16 protein-coding genes and 1 pseudogene are annotated in these 17,454 nt (G+C 64.5%); all 17 read right to left on the bottom strand.

The features are described 5' to 3' along the window. Positions 1 to 7: 7 nt before the first annotated feature. Positions 8 to 991, bottom strand: a complete 984-nt coding sequence (locus ABD283_RS07280; RefSeq protein ID WP_344224319.1) for an aspartate carbamoyltransferase catalytic subunit — start codon at positions 989 to 991, stop codon at positions 8 to 10. Next, positions 988 to 1,635, bottom strand: coding sequence for a bifunctional pyr operon transcriptional regulator/uracil phosphoribosyltransferase PyrR (pyrR, locus tag ABD283_RS07275; protein WP_344224318.1), 648 nt, complete (start codon positions 1,633 to 1,635; stop codon positions 988 to 990). The genes ABD283_RS07280 and pyrR overlap by 4 nt, the downstream gene beginning before the upstream one ends. Before the next feature lie 116 nt (positions 1,636 to 1,751). Next, complete coding sequence (nusB, locus tag ABD283_RS07270; protein WP_095798019.1) at positions 1,752 to 2,165, bottom strand: transcription antitermination factor NusB; 414 nt, start codon at positions 2,163 to 2,165, stop codon at positions 1,752 to 1,754. After that, complete coding sequence (efp, locus tag ABD283_RS07265) at positions 2,162 to 2,725, bottom strand: elongation factor P (RefSeq protein ID WP_344224317.1); 564 nt, start codon at positions 2,723 to 2,725, stop codon at positions 2,162 to 2,164. Before efp ends, nusB begins: the two co-directional genes overlap by 4 nt. Positions 2,726 to 2,823: 98 nt before the next feature. Then, positions 2,824 to 3,915, bottom strand: coding sequence for a 3-dehydroquinate synthase (aroB, locus tag ABD283_RS07260; protein WP_344224316.1), 1,092 nt, complete (start codon positions 3,913 to 3,915; stop codon positions 2,824 to 2,826). After that, on the bottom strand, positions 3,912 to 4,454 hold the full coding sequence (locus ABD283_RS07255; RefSeq protein WP_344224315.1) for a shikimate kinase: 543 nt from the start codon (positions 4,452 to 4,454) through the stop codon (positions 3,912 to 3,914). The genes aroB and ABD283_RS07255 overlap by 4 nt, the downstream gene beginning before the upstream one ends. Continuing rightward, positions 4,451 to 5,704: a chorismate synthase gene (aroC, locus tag ABD283_RS07250; protein WP_344224314.1), complete on the bottom strand. Its 1,254-nt coding sequence runs from the start codon at positions 5,702 to 5,704 to the stop codon at positions 4,451 to 4,453. Before aroC ends, ABD283_RS07255 begins: the two co-directional genes overlap by 4 nt. Before the next feature lie 63 nt (positions 5,705 to 5,767). Continuing rightward, entirely contained in the window at positions 5,768 to 6,670 is a 903-nt protein-coding gene (locus ABD283_RS07245) for a shikimate dehydrogenase family protein (RefSeq protein WP_344224313.1), read from the bottom strand. Between the two features lie 17 nt (positions 6,671 to 6,687). Next, positions 6,688 to 7,914, bottom strand: coding sequence for an endolytic transglycosylase MltG (gene mltG, locus ABD283_RS07240; RefSeq protein ID WP_344224312.1), 1,227 nt, complete (start codon positions 7,912 to 7,914; stop codon positions 6,688 to 6,690). Between the two features lie 81 nt (positions 7,915 to 7,995). Beyond that, on the bottom strand, positions 7,996 to 8,457 hold the full coding sequence (gene ruvX / locus ABD283_RS07235; protein WP_344224311.1) for a Holliday junction resolvase RuvX: 462 nt from the start codon (positions 8,455 to 8,457) through the stop codon (positions 7,996 to 7,998). A gap of 26 nt (positions 8,458 to 8,483) precedes the next feature. Beyond that, positions 8,484 to 11,171, bottom strand: coding sequence for an alanine--tRNA ligase (gene alaS / locus ABD283_RS07230; RefSeq protein ID WP_344224310.1), 2,688 nt, complete (start codon positions 11,169 to 11,171; stop codon positions 8,484 to 8,486). Continuing rightward, a complete protein-coding gene (locus ABD283_RS07225; RefSeq protein ID WP_344224309.1) occupies positions 11,171 to 11,563 on the bottom strand; it encodes a hypothetical protein in 393 nt (130 codons plus the stop codon). The genes alaS and ABD283_RS07225 overlap by 1 nt, the downstream gene beginning before the upstream one ends. 235 nt (positions 11,564 to 11,798) lie before the next feature. Then, positions 11,799 to 12,155, bottom strand: a pseudogene (locus ABD283_RS07220) (DUF948 domain-containing protein); the annotation flags it as partial. A gap of 198 nt (positions 12,156 to 12,353) precedes the next feature. Further along, complete coding sequence (rpsD, locus tag ABD283_RS07215; protein ID WP_344224308.1) at positions 12,354 to 12,989, bottom strand: 30S ribosomal protein S4; 636 nt, start codon at positions 12,987 to 12,989, stop codon at positions 12,354 to 12,356. Between the two features lie 221 nt (positions 12,990 to 13,210). Next, a complete protein-coding gene (gene glpK, locus ABD283_RS07210; RefSeq protein WP_344224307.1) occupies positions 13,211 to 14,773 on the bottom strand; it encodes a glycerol kinase GlpK in 1,563 nt (520 codons plus the stop codon). Between the two features lie 51 nt (positions 14,774 to 14,824). After that, positions 14,825 to 15,613, bottom strand: coding sequence for an MIP/aquaporin family protein (locus tag ABD283_RS07205; RefSeq protein WP_344224306.1), 789 nt, complete (start codon positions 15,611 to 15,613; stop codon positions 14,825 to 14,827). 82 nt (positions 15,614 to 15,695) lie between these two features. Further along, complete coding sequence (locus ABD283_RS07200) at positions 15,696 to 17,426, bottom strand: glycerol-3-phosphate dehydrogenase/oxidase (protein ID WP_344224305.1); 1,731 nt, start codon at positions 17,424 to 17,426, stop codon at positions 15,696 to 15,698. Positions 17,427 to 17,454: the final 28 nt, after the last annotated feature.

The following is a 17,454-nucleotide window of genomic DNA, read 5'->3' as shown; positions in this document are numbered from 1 at the left end:
GTCACCTTCAGTTGTCGGAGAGGGACGGGGTGCTCTCGTCTCCCGAGAGCAACAAGAACAACACGGCCATGCGCACGGACACGCCGTTGGCCACCTGGGCCAGAACGGTGGAGCGAGGGGAATCGGCCGCTTCGGATGAAATTTCCAGACCACGGTTCATGGGACCGGGGTGCATGATCACGGTGGGCGCGTCCATAGCGTCCAGGGCGGCTACACGTTCCGGGGTCAGGCCCCACGCCCGCGTGTATTCCTGCTCGCTGGGGAAGAACGCTGCGTTCATGCGTTCGCTCTGCAGGCGGAGCATCATCACCGCGTCCGGGCGCTGCGCGAGCACTTCGTCCAGGTCGTAGGAGACCTCGCACGGCCAGTGGTCCATGCCCACGGGCAGCAGCGTGGGCGGTGCCACGAACGTCACGCGTGCGCCCAGGGTGTTCAACAACCACACGTTGGAACGGGCCACGCGGGAGTGGAGCACATCCCCCACGATCACCACGTGCATACCTTCGAGGTCCATCCCCGTGCTGGGTCGGTCCTCGCGCCGAGCGCGCACTCGGCGCAGCGTCATGGCGTCCAGTAGCGCCTGGGTAGGGTGTTCATGCTTGCCGTCACCGGCATTGACCACCGCGGCGTCGATCCAGCCCGACGACGCGAGCTGCTGGGGCGCGCCAGAGGCGCCGTGGCGGATCACCACGGCGTCCGCGCTCATGGCCATCAGGGTCTGGGCAGTGTCCTTCAGGGACTCGCCCTTGGACACCGAGGAGCCCTTGGCGGAGAAGTTGATGACGTCCGCCGAAAGCCGCTTGGCCGCGGTCTCGAAGGAAATTCGGGTGCGGGTGGAGTCTTCGAAGAAGAGATTGACCACGGTGCGGCCGCGCAGGGCGGGCAGCTTCTTGACGGAGCGGGATGAGACGGACGCCATCTGATCGGCGGTGTCCAGGATGCTGAGGGCGTCCGCATAGCTGAGGTCGGAGGTGGTGAGCAGGTGCTTCACGAGGTAGCCCCCTTGTCTCCTCGAACGACATCAGGATCGGAGGCCACCGGGGCATCAATGACCACGCAGTCCTCGTGGTTCTCCTCGCGCTGCCCAGGATCCGATTCGCGTAGCAGCACGCGCACCTTCTCCTGAGAAGAGGTCGGCAAGTTCTTACCCACGTGATCCGCGCGGATGGGAAGCTCTCGGTGACCACGATCGACCAGCACGGCCAGCCGCACGACCTTGGGGCGACCCACATCCACCAGCGCATCCAGGGCCGCGCGAATCGTGCGGCCGGAGAAGAGGACGTCATCCACGAGAACCACGGTGCGACCGTCAATGCCGCTGTCCGGAATGATGGTGGGCTGCGGGGTCCGCGCGGGATTCTTGCGCAGGTCATCGCGATACATGGTGATGTCCAACTGTCCGGTGGACGAACGGGCGTCGAACGACCCATCGGTCTGTTCGAGCTTGGCGGCCAAACGCTGTGCCAACGGGTAACCGCGGCGGGCGATGCCCAAAATCACGAGACCAGCGGAGCCCTTGTTGGACTCCAGGATCTCGTGGGCTATCCGGGTCAGAGCCCGGTCTATGTCTGCAGTCGAGAGAATCACGCGCGAGGTGGTCGCGGGCAATGATTCGCCGTGTTCGGGCACGCTCACGTGCCGCCTCCTTCCCCGCCTCACTGGACGGACTTAAAGGTTGCGATCTTGAAGTGACGCTATCACAGGAGAAAGGCCCCGGAACGCTCTGTGCGAGCGGACCGGGGCCCACGCCGTCAATCCAGAAGGGACGGCTTTACTTTCTGCAGACGACCCAGGAGGCCGTTGACGAACCGGGGGGAATCGTCGGTGGACAGTTCCCGCGCCACCGCAACTGCTTCGGAAACAGCCACTGCGTCGGGAATCTCGTCGTTGTAGAGCAATTCCCACGCACCTACGCGCAGAACATTGCGGTCAACGGCGGGCATCCGATCGAGGGTCCAGCCCTGCGAGTAGGTTTCCAGGAACTCGTCGATGTCCTCGGCGCGGTCGTAGAAGCCTTCCAGGATGTCCACCGTGTAGGGGTTGATCTTGGACGTGCTGTTGTCCCGGCGGCGGTTGAGTGCGTCCTGGATGGACTCGTCCCGCTGTTCCGCTTCGAACAGAATTTCTACCGCGCGAACGCGGGCTTTACTGCGTGCGCTGCTCACTCGTTGACGCGTCCCAGGTAGTCGCCGGTGCGGGTGTCGACCTTGACCTTGGTGCCCTGCTCGAGGAACAGGGGAACCTGGATCTGGTAGCCGGTCTCCACGGTCGCGGGCTTGTTGCCGCCGGTGGAGCGGTCACCCTGCAGGCCGGGCTCGGTGTAGGTGATCTCCAGGACGACCGACGGCGGCATTTCGATGTACAGCGGGGAGCCCTCGTACATTGCCACGGTCACGTTCTGGTTCTCGAGCATGAAGTTGGCAGCGTCGCCCACCACGGCGTTGGGCACCGTGATCTGGTCGTAGGTGGAGTTGTCCATGAACACGTAGTCTTCGCCGTCCTGGTACAGGTACTGGTATTCACTACGATCCACCGTGGCGGTCTCGATCTTGGCACCGGCGTTGAAGGTCTTGTCGACCACCTTGCCGCTGGTCACGTTGCGCAGCTTGGTGCGCACGAACGCGCCACCCTTGCCGGGCTTGACGTGCTGGAACTCAACGGTCTGCCACAGGTTCCCATCAAGCTTGAGGATGGTGCCGTTCTTGATGTCGTTGCTGGTTGCCACGGATTCACTTTCTCGTCGGAAACATCACTGCAAAGATTTTGGGGGCGTTAAGCCGAACCAGTGTACCGCGCCGTGCGCGATACGCCGTTCTCAACCGATTATTCGGCGATCTCCTGATAGCACGCGAAAAGGATCGCCGGGTCCGGTACCTCCATGATGCGCGGAGAACCCACCTTGTCGAGAACCACGAAACGCAACAGGTTGCCGCGGGTCTTCTTGTCCCGCTTCATCACTTCGAGCAGACGCGGCCACTGGTCCGCACGGTAGGTCACGGGCAGCCCCAGTGAGGCGAGAATCGTTCGGTGGCGGTCCACGACGTCGTCGGCGAGCGTGCCTGCCGCGCGCGCAAGTTCCGCAGCGAAGACCAGACCCACCGATACCGCGGCGCCGTGGCGCCACTGGTAGCGCTCGTTGTGCTCGATGGCGTGGCCCAGTGTGTGACCGTAATTGAGGAACTCCCGGCGACCGGATTCCTTGAGATCGGAGGAGACCACCTCGGCCTTGACGCGGATGGCCCGCTCGATCAGTTCGTGCACCACCGGAGACTGCGAATCCCGCACGGCCTGGGGGTTCTCCTCGATGAGGTCCAGGATCACGGGATCCGCGATGAACCCGCACTTGACGACCTCGGCCATACCGGTCAGGTATTCGTTCTCCGGGAGGGTCTTGAGCGAGTCGAGATCGCACACCACCGCGGCGGGCGGGTGGAAGGAACCCACCAGGTTCTTGCCCTCAGCGGTGTTGATGCCGGTCTTACCGCCCACGGCGGCGTCGACCATGCCCAGCAGCGTGGTCGGCAGGTGAACCACGCGAACACCGCGCAACCACGTGGCGGCCACGAAACCGCCCAGATCGCTGACGGCCCCGCCACCCACGGTCACCACGGCATCCGTGCGGGTAAAGTCAGAGGTTCCCATGATCTGCCAGCAGAAGGCAGCGACCTCCACGCGTTTGCCTTCTTCCGCATCCGGGATCTCCGCAACGAAGCTCTGGATTCCCGTCCGCTTCAGATCTTCCTGGACCAGGTCGCCGGTAGCGCGCAGTGCGCGAGGATGGATGATCAGGACCTTCTTGACGCGTTCGCCGAGCAGCTCGGGAACCTTACCCAGGAGCCCATTGCCCACGAGCACGTCATAGCGGTTGTCGGGGGTGTCTCCCTGGACGGGGATGGTGGTCACCGAGTCAGTCATGCTGTGGCGTCCCTTCGTTGTTCTGTCAAAGCCTTGTGCAGTTGCTGGACCAGCGAACCGATGCGCCGGTGCCCGGTGCCGTCCAGGCGGATCGTGGCGAGCCTCTCGTAGGTGTCCCGCCGCTCGTCCAAAATCTCCCGCCAGCGCCGTTCCGGATCCGGTTGCAGCATGGGGCGGGTCCTGTTGCCCGTGATGCGCGGACGCACAGTGACCTCATCGACCTCGAGGTAGATCACCGTGTGACCGGCGAGCAACTCTTGGACCGCCGGGGTCATGGGCGCTCCCCCGCCCAGGGAGATGACCGCATTCCAATACCGGTTGTCCGCGAGCAGGTCTGCGACGACCCCTGCTTCGATGTCGCGGAAGTGCTGTTGCCCGTGGGCCGTGAACAGCGCAGGAATGGGCCCGTGCTGTGCCTCGATCACGTGATCGGCGTCCACGAAGTCCAGCCCGTAGCGCTTGGCGAAATGATGCCCCAGGTGAGACTTTCCCGCTGCCATCGGGCCGATCAGCACCAACGGCGTGGGCAGGGACGTCACGAAAGGTCCCCGCGCACCTCATCGAGGGCCGCGAGTTCCGAGGGATCTGCCAACTCCGGGGAGGTCCGCAGGTTCTCGGGGATGGCGGCCAGGTAGGCGTCCTTATTGCGTGCCGTCTCCGCCATGGAGTCGCCGCCGAACTTCTCGAGTGCAGCCTGGGCCAGAACGAGCGCCACCATGGCCTCGGCCACCACTCCGGCGGCCGGCACGGCACAGACGTCCGAGCGCTGGTGATGAGCGCGAGCCGGTTCCCCCGTGGAGACGTCCACGGTGTGCAGAGCGCGAGGCACGGTGGCGATCGGCTTCATGGCCGCGCGCACACGCAGCAGGTCACCAATGGACATTCCGCCCTCGATGCCGCCGGCGCGATTGGTCACGCGGTGCACGGAAGAGTCTGAGCCGGGCAGCGTCTCATCGTGGGCACGAGTGCCGGGGCGAGCTGCGGTGCGGAATCCGTCTCCGACCTCCACACCCTTGATCGCCTGAATACCCATCAGAACTCCAGCCAGTCGCGCGTCGAGACGGCGGTCCCAGTGCACGTAGGAACCGAGTCCCAGGGGCAGGCCCTCAGCCAGCACCTCGACCACGCCTCCCAGGGTCTCCCCGGCCTTGTGAGCGTCATCAATGGTCGCGACCATGGCATCCGAAGTGGCCTTGTCGAAGCAACGCAAGGGATCGGCGTCGAGCGCTTCCACGTCGCCCGAGGTGGGCAGTGCGGCGTCCTCGGGAACCGAAACCTCCGCAATGGCGGTCGTGTGGGACACCAGGCGGACGTCCAGTGCCGCCAGGATCTGGGAGGCCACGACGCCCAGCGCCACTCGCGTGGCCGTCTCACGAGCCGATGCGCGCTCCAGAACGGGGCGTGCCTCGTCGAAACCGTACTTCTGCATTCCCGTGAGATCAGCGTGTCCCGGACGGGGTCGGGTCAAAGGAGCGTTTCGGGCGCGGCCTTCCAGCTTGGCCGCGTCCACGGGGTCCGAGCTCATGACGTCCTGCCACTTGGGCCACTCGGTGTTGGCGATCTCGATCGCCACGGGCCCACCCTGGGTCAGGCCATGGCGGACGCCGCCCAGAATGCGAACCTCGTCCTGTTCGAACTTCATGCGGGCGCCGCGGCCGTATCCGAGCCGCCGGCGGGCCAGCGCCCGTTGAATCATCTCGGTGGTGAGTTCTACCCCGGCGGGAACACCTTCAATGATTCCCACGAGGGCCTCGCCGTGAGATTCTCCGGCCGTCAGCCAACGCAACATGTTCTACTCCAGTACTCGATCATGGGAGCCGGTCAGGGCTCCCGGAAACGGACGTTGATCCGGTCAACGGTTCAGACGTGCATCGCGGACCCGCTGCGGAATCACGCGCTCGGGGCGATTCACGGCCCGACACATGGCGGCCGTGACCTCTGCTTCGCGGGGAACCGGTCGATCCGCGCGCCCCAGGGCGAACCAGCGCACTTGGTCGACCGCCTGAAAGATCAGCATATCTATTCCCGGGGCGATCGCTCCGCCGGCGGCCTGCCACGACCGGGCAATTGCCGAGGGCCAGGGATCATACGCGGCATCCAGGAGTACACCGTTGGCCGTCGCGTCCAAGGTCGCGAATTCCGCAGCCAGCTCGTCGGCCCCGTGAGGAGGCAGGGTGCACACGACGGCGTCGTAGTCCGACAACGACGCCGCTGCCTCGTCCCACGCTCGCACGGTGACGTTCACGCCGAGCCTCGCGGCGGCGTCGGTGACCTTACCGGCGCGATCCAGGGACCGCACGAACACGTCGATCGAGGGGGCACCCAGCGCGTGCAGTGCGGCGACCGCGGCGGTCGCCGTGCCACCGCCACCGAGGATGGCGCCGCGCGGTTGCACGGGAATCTCGCGCGCGGCGGTGACCGCCGCCATGATGCCGGTGACATCCGTGTTGTCGGCCACCACGGACCCGTCGTCGCGGAACACCAACGTGTTGGCCACACCGAGGACTTCGACCAACGCGGTCCTCTCATCCGCTTGCGCAGCGGCCAGGGACTTCAGCGGCATGGTCACGGAGAATCCCCGCCAATGCCCTTCTGCTGCGCGTTCGGACCAGAAGCGGCCCCACTGTTCGGTCTCCACGTCCCAGCGGGTGTAATCCCACTCGACACCCATGACTCGATAGGCCGCGGCGTGCAGACTCGGAGACAAGGAGTGGCCCACGGGGTGACCCAGCACCGCTGCGGCACGTCGTTCCATGGCTGCTCCCCAGTGTGTCAGTTACATTTCCCTTCGTTTTCCGAGCACCACTGCTGGTACTCGTCCACGTTGCGGTTGTGCTCCTCGTAGTTCTCGGCGAACTTGGTCTCACCGGTGTCGAGGTTCACGGTCACCCAGTAGTAGTAATCGTTGTCGTCAGGATTGGCAGCGGCCTTGATCGAGTCGTCACCGGGCGAACCGATCGGGCCCACGGGCAGTCCCGGGTGCGCGAACGTGTTGTACCCGTTGGACTTGTCCTGCTTCTCCTCGTCGGAGATGTGGTAGGAACGCTTGCCCAGGCCGTAGGCCACGGATGCGTCCGACTGGATGTAACCGTTGGTCTCATCCTCGGGGCGGTCGATGCGGTTGTAGATGGCACCGGCGACCTCGGGATAAATGTCCGGGACGCCCTCGAACTCGACGAGCGAAGCCACGGTGATCACGCGGAACCACTGGTCCTCGGGAACCTCGTTGTTGTTCAACGTGCCCTTGGTACGGTCCACCATTTCCTGAATGATCTGCTCTGCGGAGGCATCCAACGGGAAGCGGTACTCACCGGGGTGCAGCCAGCCCTCGATGGTCGGGAATTCTTCCGGGATACCGAAGCGGTCGGTGTCTTCCCGGAAGGCTTCGAACTCCGACTTGTCGATGCCCGTGGATTCGCTCAGGGTCTGGAACGTGTCATCGATGCGCTGAGTCTGGGCCACGGCCGCATAGTGCGAAGCCTCACCGCGTTCCATCATCACGTCGATGGCGGCATCGGAGCTCATTTGGGTTTTGAGCTGGTAGTCGCCGGGCTGAATGAAGTCTTCGGGATAGCGTTCCTGGAACGTCTCCACGAAATAACCGGCATTGGCCACGATGTCCTGGGATTCCAGAGAGTTGGCGATCTGACCGGTGGACTGGCCATCGCCCACCGTGAAGTTGATTTCTTGGTCGCCACCACCGTTGTAATCCTTGCGTTCGAACAGACCGAACGCGGAACCGAGGACAGCAACCACGATCAGCAGCGCGGCAACGAACAAAGCGATGGCGGTCGCCAGAGAAGCCCGGGAGCGGCGCTTCTGACGGGCAGCCATTTCGGGTGAGACATCGTGGTGTTCGAACGCTCCGGACAATCCAGGACGGCGGCTCTGCCCCTCGGGATCCAGGGTGCCCAGAAGGCCGCCAGAGGTGGCCGAACCTTCCGCACCGCCCTGTTGCGGGCCGCGGTGGGCCTTGTTATCTCGTGGCTGGTCGCTCACGAATGATCTCCGTCCGCCGTTGTCCGTGGTCTGTCGGATATTTTCGGCGTTTTGCCGAGAACATCGTCCATTATCCGCGATCTAGTTGTCGATGGGGAAACCGGGTTCGGTTCCCGTGGCCTTGCCTTGATCAATGGCCGACTGCAGAAACGTCACTGCGGCCACCTGATCAACCTTGTCCATGTGCTGCTTCCGCGATACCCCCGCGTCCAGAAGCGACTGGTGCGCCGCGACCGTGGACAGTCGTTCGTCGACCAACCGCACGATCGTTTCGCACTCACGTGAGCGTAACCGATTCTGCAGTGCCGCGGCGTACTCCCGGGCCATGTCAGTCGAAGGATTCCCCTGGCCGTTCAAGCTACGCGGCAATCCAACGTACACCGCGACCACCCCGAATTGCTCACACATGCCCGTGATGATTTTCACATCGAAGCGCTTCTTGCGATTTTTGTCCCGCGTGACCGTCTGGTGTGGAGTGGCCAACACGCAGTCCGGATCGGTCAGAGCGATTCCCACCCTGACCGATCCGACGTCCACACCCATGCGGACCCCCCTCACAAACGTGTCGCTCACGCGCTCGCTGCGGTGAGGATCTGCTGACGCACGGCCTCGAGGGCATCGTCGACCTTCGTGACATCCGAACCGCCGCCCTGGGCTACGTCCGGCTTGCCACCGCCGCCGCCTCCGAGCACACCCGCCGCGGTGCGCACGAGCTGACCCGCGGCCAGACCGGCGTCGCGAGCGGCGTCGTTGGCGGCCACCACGATGAGCGGGCGGTCGTTGGCGACACCCGTGACCGCGGCGACGGCGGGCTCGGAACCCATGCGCGTCCGCAGGTCCAGGGCCAGGGAACGCAAGGCGTCCGCGGAAGCCACTTCACCGGCGTTGTGCAGCACGGCCTTGACCGAGCCCAGACGCTGGGCGTCGTTGACGAGCTGACCGGCCTGAGCCTGCAACTGCTGCTGCCGCAGCACGGTGAGCTGACGTTCCGTCTCCTTGAGCTTGTCCAGGGTCGAAGAAATCTTCTCGGGCAGCTCGGCGGTCGACTGGACCTTGAGCATGCCGATGAGCTGATTGACCAGGGTGCGCTCGGCAGCCAGGTGGTTGAACGAGTTCAAACCCACCAGGGCTTCCACGCGGCGGTTGCCCGAACCCACGGACTGCTCCGAAACCAGGGACAGCGAGCCCAGTTGCGCCGTGGAACCCACGTGGGTGCCACCGCACAGCTCACGTGACCACGGGCCGTTCATCTCGACCACGCGCACGTTCTCGCCGTACTTCTCGCCGAACAGGGACATGGCACCCAGCTTCTTGGCCTCCGCCAACGGCATTTCCTGCGTCACGACCTCGAAGTCATCGCGGATGGCCGTGTTGGAAATCTGCTCGATCTCCTGCATCTGCGAGGCGCTCAGTGCGGTTCCGTGGGAGAAGTCGAAGCGCAGGTAGCCCTCCTTGTTGAAGGAGCCGCGCTGCACGGCGTCCGGGCCGAGCACTTCGTGCAGGGCCGCGTGCACCACGTGAGTACCCGAGTGGGCTGCTTCGCCGTCGTGGCGGCGGCGCGAATTCACACGCGCGGTCACCGAAGCTCCCTGGGTGACTTCACCCGAGGTCACCTTCACACGGTGCACGGACAGACCCTTGACGGGCTGCTGGACGTCCAGCACCTCAAGGGAGAAGTCCGAGCCCTCGATGACTCCCACGTCGGCGGCCTGGCCACCGGCCTCCGCGTAGAACGGGGTTTCCTCCAGGACGACCTCGATCTGGTCCCCCGCACTCGCGGCGGGAACGGTGACGCCCCCGGACAGTACGGCGCGCACCGACGTCTGGGTGACCAGCTCGGTGTAACCGGTGAATACGGAACCGTGATCGTCGAGCATGCGGCGCAGCTCGGACAGATCCGCCATCGCACCCTTCTTGGCGCGTGCATCCGCTTGAGCGCGTTCGCGCTGCTCAGTCATCAGACCGCGGAAGGCCTTCTCATCCACGGAGACGCCGGCCTCGGCAGCCATTTCCAGGGTCAGGTCGATCGGGAAGCCGAAAGTATCGTGCAGGGCGAAGGCATCCGCACCGCTGACCCCTCGCTTCTCGGACTTGGCCTGGGTCACGGCGTGCTCGAGCCGGGCGGTACCGGACTCGATGGTCTTCAGGAACGCCTTCTCCTCCGCGTACGCAATGCGGGAAATGCGCTCGAAGTCATCGGCAACCACCGGGTACACGCCCTTCATGGCGTCCCGGGAGGCGGGCAGGAGCACGGGCAGGCACGGCTCGGTCACGCCCAGCAGGCGCATGGAGCGCACGGCGCGGCGCAGCAGGCGGCGCAGGATGTAACCGCGGCCTTCGTTGGCCGGGGTCACGCCGTCCGCAATGAGCATGAGCGAAGAACGGATGTGGTCGGCGACCACGCGCATGCGGACGTCGTCGTCATAGCCTTCCTGCTCCGCGTTCTCGGTGCCACGGTAGGTGCGGCCGGAGAGCTTGGCAGCAGCATCGAGCACGGGGCGGACCTGATCGGTCTCGTAGAAGTTCTCCACACCCTGCAACAACATGGCCAGACGCTCCACGCCCAAACCGGTGTCGATGTTCTTCTTGGGCAAATCACCGAGGATCTCGTAGTCCTTGCCGTTGCCCTCGCCGCGCTGGTACTGCATGAACACGAGGTTCCAGATCTCGATGTAGCGGTCGTCATCGACGGCCGGTCCGCCCTCCTTGCCGTAGCGGGCGCCACGATCGTAGAAGATTTCGGAGTCTGGGCCGGCGGGGCCGGGCTGACCGGTGTCCCAGTAGTTTTCGTCGCGGCCCATGCGCTGGATCCGCTCCTCGGGAATGCCCACCGTGTTGCGCCACAGGTCATAGGACTCCTGGTCGCCTTCGTAGACGGTGACCCACAGTCGCTCGGGATCCAGACCGAATCCCCCCTTGTCGAGCGGTGTGGTCAGCAGCTCCCAGGCCATGGGGATGGCCTTCTCCTTGAAGTAGTCACCGAAGGAGAAGTTGCCGGCCATCTGGAAGAACGTGCCGTGGCGCGCGGTCTTTCCGACCTCTTCGATGTCCAGGGTGCGGATGCACTTCTGAATTGAGGTGGCACGCGGGTACGGCGCGGTTTCCTGTCCCAGGAAATACGGGATGAACGGCACCATGCCGGCAATGGTGAACATCGCACCCGGCTGGTTGGACACCAGCGAGGCGGACGGCACGACTTTGTGACCCTGGCTTTCGAAGTAGCTCAGCCAGCGTTGGGTGATCTCGTGTGAGAGCATTACCGGTTATTTCCTTCTGACGATTGACCGCGATGGATGATCTCGGTGGATTCTACGTTGTCTTGGGTGCCCACCACAGTGTGCGGGCCGCCCGAGGCGGGGTGGTTGGCGGTGTGGTCCACGGGAGTGCGCACGCCGAATTGCTCGCGCAACTCCGCTTCGCGTTCGTTCATCCCCGATTTCACGCGTGCCGCGAATTCCTGCAGGTAGCCGCCCACGGCCTGCATGCGCTGCACGGCCGAGCCGGAGCGCAGCGCCACATCTGTGCCACGACGCCGCTGCAATTGCCCCGCGATCGCTTCTCGCGTCTGCGGGTTGTTCGCAACGCGGGTCGCTACGCTTCCCGCGATGGCACCGGCGGCGATGAACGCCAGCTTGGACCACATGCCCATGGTTTGTCCCTTCGGGTCCGGCACCACTCACAAGGTGGCACGAACATATGTAGTGCTCCGGCGGAGCTCAGATCTGGTCGTTCACCCGGGCGCTCGGTTCGGACGCGGGGCTCCCCGACGTCGTGGGCTCCGAGGCGGAGCTTGCGGTGGGTGACGAAGCGCGGGTCGAGCCCGGGGAGTCGTCGGCGGTGGCGCGGTTGCCCGAGGATGAGGGGCCGGGTTGCTGGGCTCCGCTGGCTGCGGGGCTCTGCTGCGGGGTGAAGGCACGGCGTAGGCCGTGCGAGAACGAGGCGACCTTGATGAGCGGCTGACCCACCGTGGACGCGACCAACGAGGAGAGTGCGGACACGTTCGCGGAGGCATCCGAAACGTTCGAGGTGATGCCGTCCACCTTCTCCAACTGCGTGTTGGTGGTGGACACCGTGCGGGTGACCTCGTCGATCAAGGGTGTGGTGCCGTCATTGAGGGATCGGATGGTCAAGCGCAGTTCATCGAACACGCGTCCGAGCTTGACGATCGGAACCGCCAGCAATCCCACGAGCACCGCAAACACGCCCGCGGCAATGAGTCCCGCGATATCTCCACCGTCCATAGGGCGACCCGTACCTCTCGTTTATTGTTCTCGCTGCACGCCGGACCACGAACGCGTGGCACGACCGAAGAGAAACTCTACCCAACCTTGCTGGGGGCGCGCGGTTCATCCGCTCCCCGAAAACACACACAGCCCGCGGCCGGAAGCCACGGGCTGTGTGTGCCACTCACCCGAAACCGGGAGAGCGTGAGAAAAGCATTACGCCATACGAGCGTAGTACTCGACCACGAGCTGCTCTTCACAGGTCACGGGGACCTCGGAGCGCTCGGGCTTACGGGTCAGCGTTGCCTGCAGACGGTCGATCGCTACGTCCAAGTAACCCGGGGTGTCGGGCAGGACATCCTGGTGAGCGCCGGTAGCGGCCACCTGGAACGGAACCATCTTCTCGGAACGCGGGTGCACGTGGATCATCTGACCCGGGCGCACGCGGAACGAGGGGCGGTCCACGCGCTGGCCGTCCACCATGATGTGACGGTGGACAACGGCCTGGCGGGCCTGAGCCATGGTGCGTGCGAAACCAGCGCGCAGCACCAGGGCGTCCAAACGGGTCTCGAGCAGGCCGATGAGGTTCTCACCGGTCTGACCCTCGACACGCTTTGCTTCCACGTACGCGCGGTGCATCTGCTTCTCGCGGATGTTGTACTGGGCGCGCAGACGCTGCTTCTCGGTCAGACGAACCTTGTAGTCCGAGTCCTGCTTGCGGCGGGCGCGACCGTGCTCACCGGGAGCGTACGGGCGGCGCTCGAAGTACTTCTCGGCCTTCGGGGTCAGTGCGATTCCGAGGGCGCGGGACTTGCGCACCTGACGGCGCGCACGCGATGCGTTGTTAGCCATGTTGCCTTTCATGCGGTCGACGGCGCACTCAACTGCTGTGTGTGCCGTTCTGTGTGGTACTGGCCTCCTGCGCGCGGGAATCGGTCCCGGCGGGAGAGGTGCGGATCAGCCGCAATCCGTCATACCTACAGTGCGCTCGCCCGAACTCAGCCGTGAGGGTGCCACGGTGATGAGGTCATGACTGAGCGCAGCTTGCCAGCCAGCGTTCAACTATAGCCGATTCAGTCCACGTCTTCGTCCACCCAGTCCAACGACTTGGTCACAGCCTTGCCCCAGTTACGGAACAGCTTGTCGTTGACCTCGGACTTGCCACTGGGCTTCCAGCGCTTGTCCTCCGCCCAGTTCTCGGAGATCTCTTCCAGATCGGTCCAGAACCCGACCGCCAGACCCGCCGCGTAGGCCGCTCCCAGTGCCGTGGTTTCCGTGATCTTGGGGCGAATGACGGGGACATTCAGCTGATCCGCCTGGAACTGCATGAGCAGCTCGTTGGCCGTCATGCCGCCGTCCACGCGCAGTTCGACAAGATCCTGACCGGAATCCTTGTTCATGGCCTCGACCACTTCACGGGACTGGTACGCGGTGGCTTCAAGCACCGCTCGGGCAATGTGCTCCTTGCGCACGTAGCGGGTCAGCCCCACCAGGGCACCGCGGGCGTCCGGGCGCCAGTGCGGGGCGAAGAGTCCGGAGAACGCGGGCACGAAGTACGCGCCGCCGTTGTCCTCGACGTCTTTGGCGAGTCCCTCGATCTCCTTGGCGTCCTTGATCAGACCCAAGTTGTCGCGCACCCACTGCACCAGCGAACCGGTCACGGCAATCGAGCCCTCGAGCGCGTAGACGGGCTTCTCGCCCTCGATCTGATAGCAGACCGTGGTGATCAGGCCGTTCTCGGACTGCACCGGCTCTTCGCCCACGTTCATGAGCAAGAAGTTGCCGGTGCCGTACGTGTTCTTACCCATGCCGGGCTTGAAGCAGGTCTGACCGAACATGGCGGCCTGCTGGTCGCCCAGAATGCCGGCAATGGGTACACCACTCACGAATCCGCGGGAGCGGCCCTTGCCGTAGACCTCACTGCTGGAACGGATCTCGGGGAGCATGGACATGGGGACGTCCATGGCGTCCGCGAGGTCCTTGTTCCAATTGAGCGTCTCGATGTTCATGAGCAGGGTGCGGGAGGCGTTGGTGACATCCGTGACGTGCACGCCGCCGTTGGTGCCGCCGGTCATGTTCCACACGAGCCAACTGTCGGTGGTGCCGAACATGAGGTCTCCGGCCTCAGCCTTCTTGCGAGCCCCATCCACGTTGTCCAGGATCCACTTAATCTTGGGGCCGGCGAAGTAGCTGGCCAGGGGTAGACCCGTGCGTTTCCGGAACCGGTCCACTCCCCCGTTCTTCGCGAACTCGTCGACGATCGCCTGGGTGCGGGTGTCCTGCCACACGATCGCGTTGTAGACCGGCTTGCCGGTGTTGCGATCCCACACGACCGTGGTTTCGCGCTGGTTGGTGATGCCCACCGCGGCGATGTCGACCTTGGTGAGTTCCGTCTCGGCCAGGGCGTCTGCGACGACGCGCCGCACGTTACGCCAGATCTCGGTGGCGTCGTGCTCGACCCACCCGGCACGCGGAAAGATCTGCTTGTGCTCCTGCTGACCGGTACTGACGATATTGCCGGAATGATCAAAGATGATCGCCCGGGTACTCGTGGTGCCCTGGTCGATGGCCATGACGTACCGCGGCTCGGAGGAACCGTTGTCCTTCTTGTTCTTCGTGCTGGCTTGCTTGCTCATGGTGAAAACTCCTCACATCTTTGTGGTGGGTACTTCGCGGATCAGAACGGATCAGAAGTTCGCGGCTGGGAACACTTGGAAGATTCCGCCGGCAATCAATGCGCCGATGATGGGACCCACGATCGGGACCCAGGAGTAACCCCAGTCGCTGCCGCCCTTGCCCTTGATCGGGAGGATTGCGTGGGCAATACGGGGGCCCAGGTCACGCGCGGGGTTAATGGCGTAGCCGGTGGGTCCACCCAAGCTGGCGCCGATGACAACCACCAGCAGGGCCACGGCCAACGGGCCCAGACCGGACGGGGTGCCACCGAACATCAGGACCACGAAGACCAGGACGAACGTGGCAATAGCCTCCGTCACGACGTTCCACGGGTAGGAACGGATCTCCGGGCCCGTTGCGAAGGTGCCCAGCTTGGCCGCGGGCTCCAGGGGCTCGTCGTAGTGCTGTTTGTGGGCGATCCAGGCAACCACGGCGCCCAGGAAGCCACCCAGGAACTCGGCGGCCAAGTACACCAGCGTTGAGGCCGCGGTGATGGCCACCCCGGGCGCATACTCATCCGCGCCGGAGGCCCAGATACCAATCGTCACGGCCGGGTTCAGGTGCCCTCCGGATTGCCACGCGACATAGACACCGGCAAAGACCGCTAGGCCCCAGCCGAAGTTGATCATCAGCCAGCCGCCGCCATTGCCCTTGGTCTTCCCCAGCAGGTGGTTGGCCACCACGCCGACACCCAGCAAGGTCAGCATGCCGGTACCCAGCACTTCGGACCAGAACACCGTGCCCAGGGGCACAACTTCCGCTGCTGTTTCCACCGGCAGCAGCGCCGTCAATGCAGTCATGAAATGACTCCTTCAGTCGTGTCTTACTTTCTCGGTGGCCCTGTGGGCCGGTGATTGGCGGGGGTTACTTTGAGTTTCTCCGCTAGTTCTGGAGCGAGTTCAACGACGGCGCCGCGGCCCGTGCCGCAGCTGCGGCCGTGTCGTCGGTGGTCTCGGCGGCGGCGTCCTCGGCTGCGCACAGGTCCCGGTAGGCCTGGATCTCCTTCGCCTTGCGCTCAGAATCCCAGCCGAGTTCCTCGGCCAGCAGGTCCGCGACCTCATCCACCACGGCCAAACCGTGATCGGGTTGGTCGTAACTCATGCGGGTGCGAGTCTGGAACGCATCTGCCAGGTGCAGGACGCCTTCGTTGCGGGCGGCCTGGACGATTTCGGCTCGGATGTATTCCGGGGCGCCCTTGAGCGGCTCGGCGAGGTCGGCACGTTCGTCGACGATGGTTCCGACCTCCGAGATGCCGGATCCGTAGCGGTTCAGCAGGTGCTCAACCATCTCGGGTCCCCATCCGTAGCGATCACTGATCTGCTCGATCTGCCGAGTCAGGGGCAGGTAGCCGTCCGCACCGTGCAGGAGAGTTCGCTCGGTCACGGAGGGCAGTTGCTTGGTGCGCTCCTTACCGAGTGCGAAGTCCACGGCGTCCTGCGCCATGATGCGATACGTCGTCAGCTTGCCGCCGGCAATGGAGATCAGTCCGGGAACCACTTCTGCCACCGTGTGTTCGCGAGACACCTTGGTCGATGCGGTCTCCGTGTCATCCTTGACCCCCGGCTGCAGCAGCGGGCGCAGACCGGCATAGCTGCCGATGACGTCCTCACGGGTCAAGGGGTCGTCCAGAACCACGTTGGCGTGCTCAATCACGTAGTCGATGTCCGCTGCGGTGGCCACGGGAGCAGAGATGTCCTGCTCGTAGGGAGTGTCCGTGGTTCCAATGATCCAGTAGTGCTCCCACGGGATCACGAACAGCACGGATTTCTCCGTCTGCAGGATCAGGCCCACCTCACCCTTGATGCGTTCGCGGGGAACCACGATGTGGATGCCCTTGGACGCCAGCACCTTGAGACCGCCATCGGTATCGGCCATGTCCTGAGTTTCCTCGGTCCACACGCCCGTGGCCGCAATGACCTTTCGCGCACGAATCTCGAATTCCTCGCCGGTCTCAAGGTCCGTGACACGGGCGCCGACCACGGCGTCGTCGTTCTTGATCATGCCCGTGACCTTGGTGCGCGAGGCGGCGAGCGCACCGTAACCGGCGGCGGTACGAATCAGGGTCAGCACCAGGCGGGCGTCATCCACGCGACCGTCCCAGTATTTGACCGCACCGACCATGGCGCCCGGCTTGATGCTGGGGAACGCTTTCTGCACTCCGCGCTCGGAGAGGTGGCGGTGGAACGGCATGGACGCGACCTTGGAGCCGACGTGGGCCAGGGTGTCATAGAGGCCAATGCCCGCCGTCACGTACGGGCGCTCCCAGACCCTGTGCAGGATCGGGTAGAGGAACGGGACCGGCTTCACCAAGTGCGGTGCCAAGGTGTAGAGCAACCGCTCGCGTTCGTGAAGTGCTTCCGTCACCAGTTTGAAGTCCAGCTGCTGGAGGTAACGCAACCCGCCGTGGACCAGCTTGGAGGACCATCTGGACGTGCCACCGGCCCAGTCCTGGGCCTCCACGATCCCGGTGCGTAAGCCACGTGTCACGGCATCCAGGGCAACGCCGGCGCCCGTGACACCACCGCCGATCACCAAGATGTCCAGGTCCGGGCCGTTGGCCATTTCTCGCAGGGCGGCCTGGCGGGATTCGGGATTCAAGACTGTGGTTCTCACGGGATCTACCTCATTCAACCTGTGTGTG

The organism is Kocuria atrinae, assembly GCF_039531425.1.
In the GTDB taxonomy this organism is placed as follows: Bacteria; Actinomycetota; Actinomycetes; order Actinomycetales; family Micrococcaceae; genus Kocuria; species Kocuria atrinae.
The sequence above is the reverse complement of the archived record's forward strand: the minus strand, read 5'-3'. Positions and strand labels throughout refer to the sequence as shown.

Excerpts from the sequence above, each read along its gene's own strand:
- aroB (WP_344224316.1), bottom strand. The coding sequence starts at position 3,915 with ATGACTGACTCGGTGACCACCATCCCCGTCCAGGGAGACACCCCCGAC.
- aroC (WP_344224314.1), bottom strand. The coding sequence starts at position 5,704 with ATGTTGCGTTGGCTGACGGCCGGAGAATCTCACGGCGAGGCCCTCGTG.
- ABD283_RS07245 (WP_344224313.1), bottom strand. The coding sequence starts at position 6,670 with ATGGAACGACGTGCCGCAGCGGTGCTGGGTCACCCCGTGGGCCACTCC.
- ruvX (WP_344224311.1), bottom strand. The coding sequence starts at position 8,457 with ATGGGTGTGGACGTCGGATCGGTCAGGGTGGGAATCGCTCTGACCGAT.
- alaS (WP_344224310.1), bottom strand. The coding sequence starts at position 11,171 with ATGCTCTCACACGAGATCACCCAACGCTGGCTGAGCTACTTCGAAAGC.
- ABD283_RS07225 (WP_344224309.1), bottom strand. The coding sequence starts at position 11,563 with ATGGGCATGTGGTCCAAGCTGGCGTTCATCGCCGCCGGTGCCATCGCG.
- rpsD (WP_344224308.1), bottom strand. The coding sequence starts at position 12,989 with ATGGCTAACAACGCATCGCGTGCGCGCCGTCAGGTGCGCAAGTCCCGC.
- glpK (WP_344224307.1), bottom strand. The coding sequence starts at position 14,773 with ATGAGCAAGCAAGCCAGCACGAAGAACAAGAAGGACAACGGTTCCTCC.
- ABD283_RS07205 (WP_344224306.1), bottom strand. The coding sequence starts at position 15,613 with ATGACTGCATTGACGGCGCTGCTGCCGGTGGAAACAGCAGCGGAAGTT.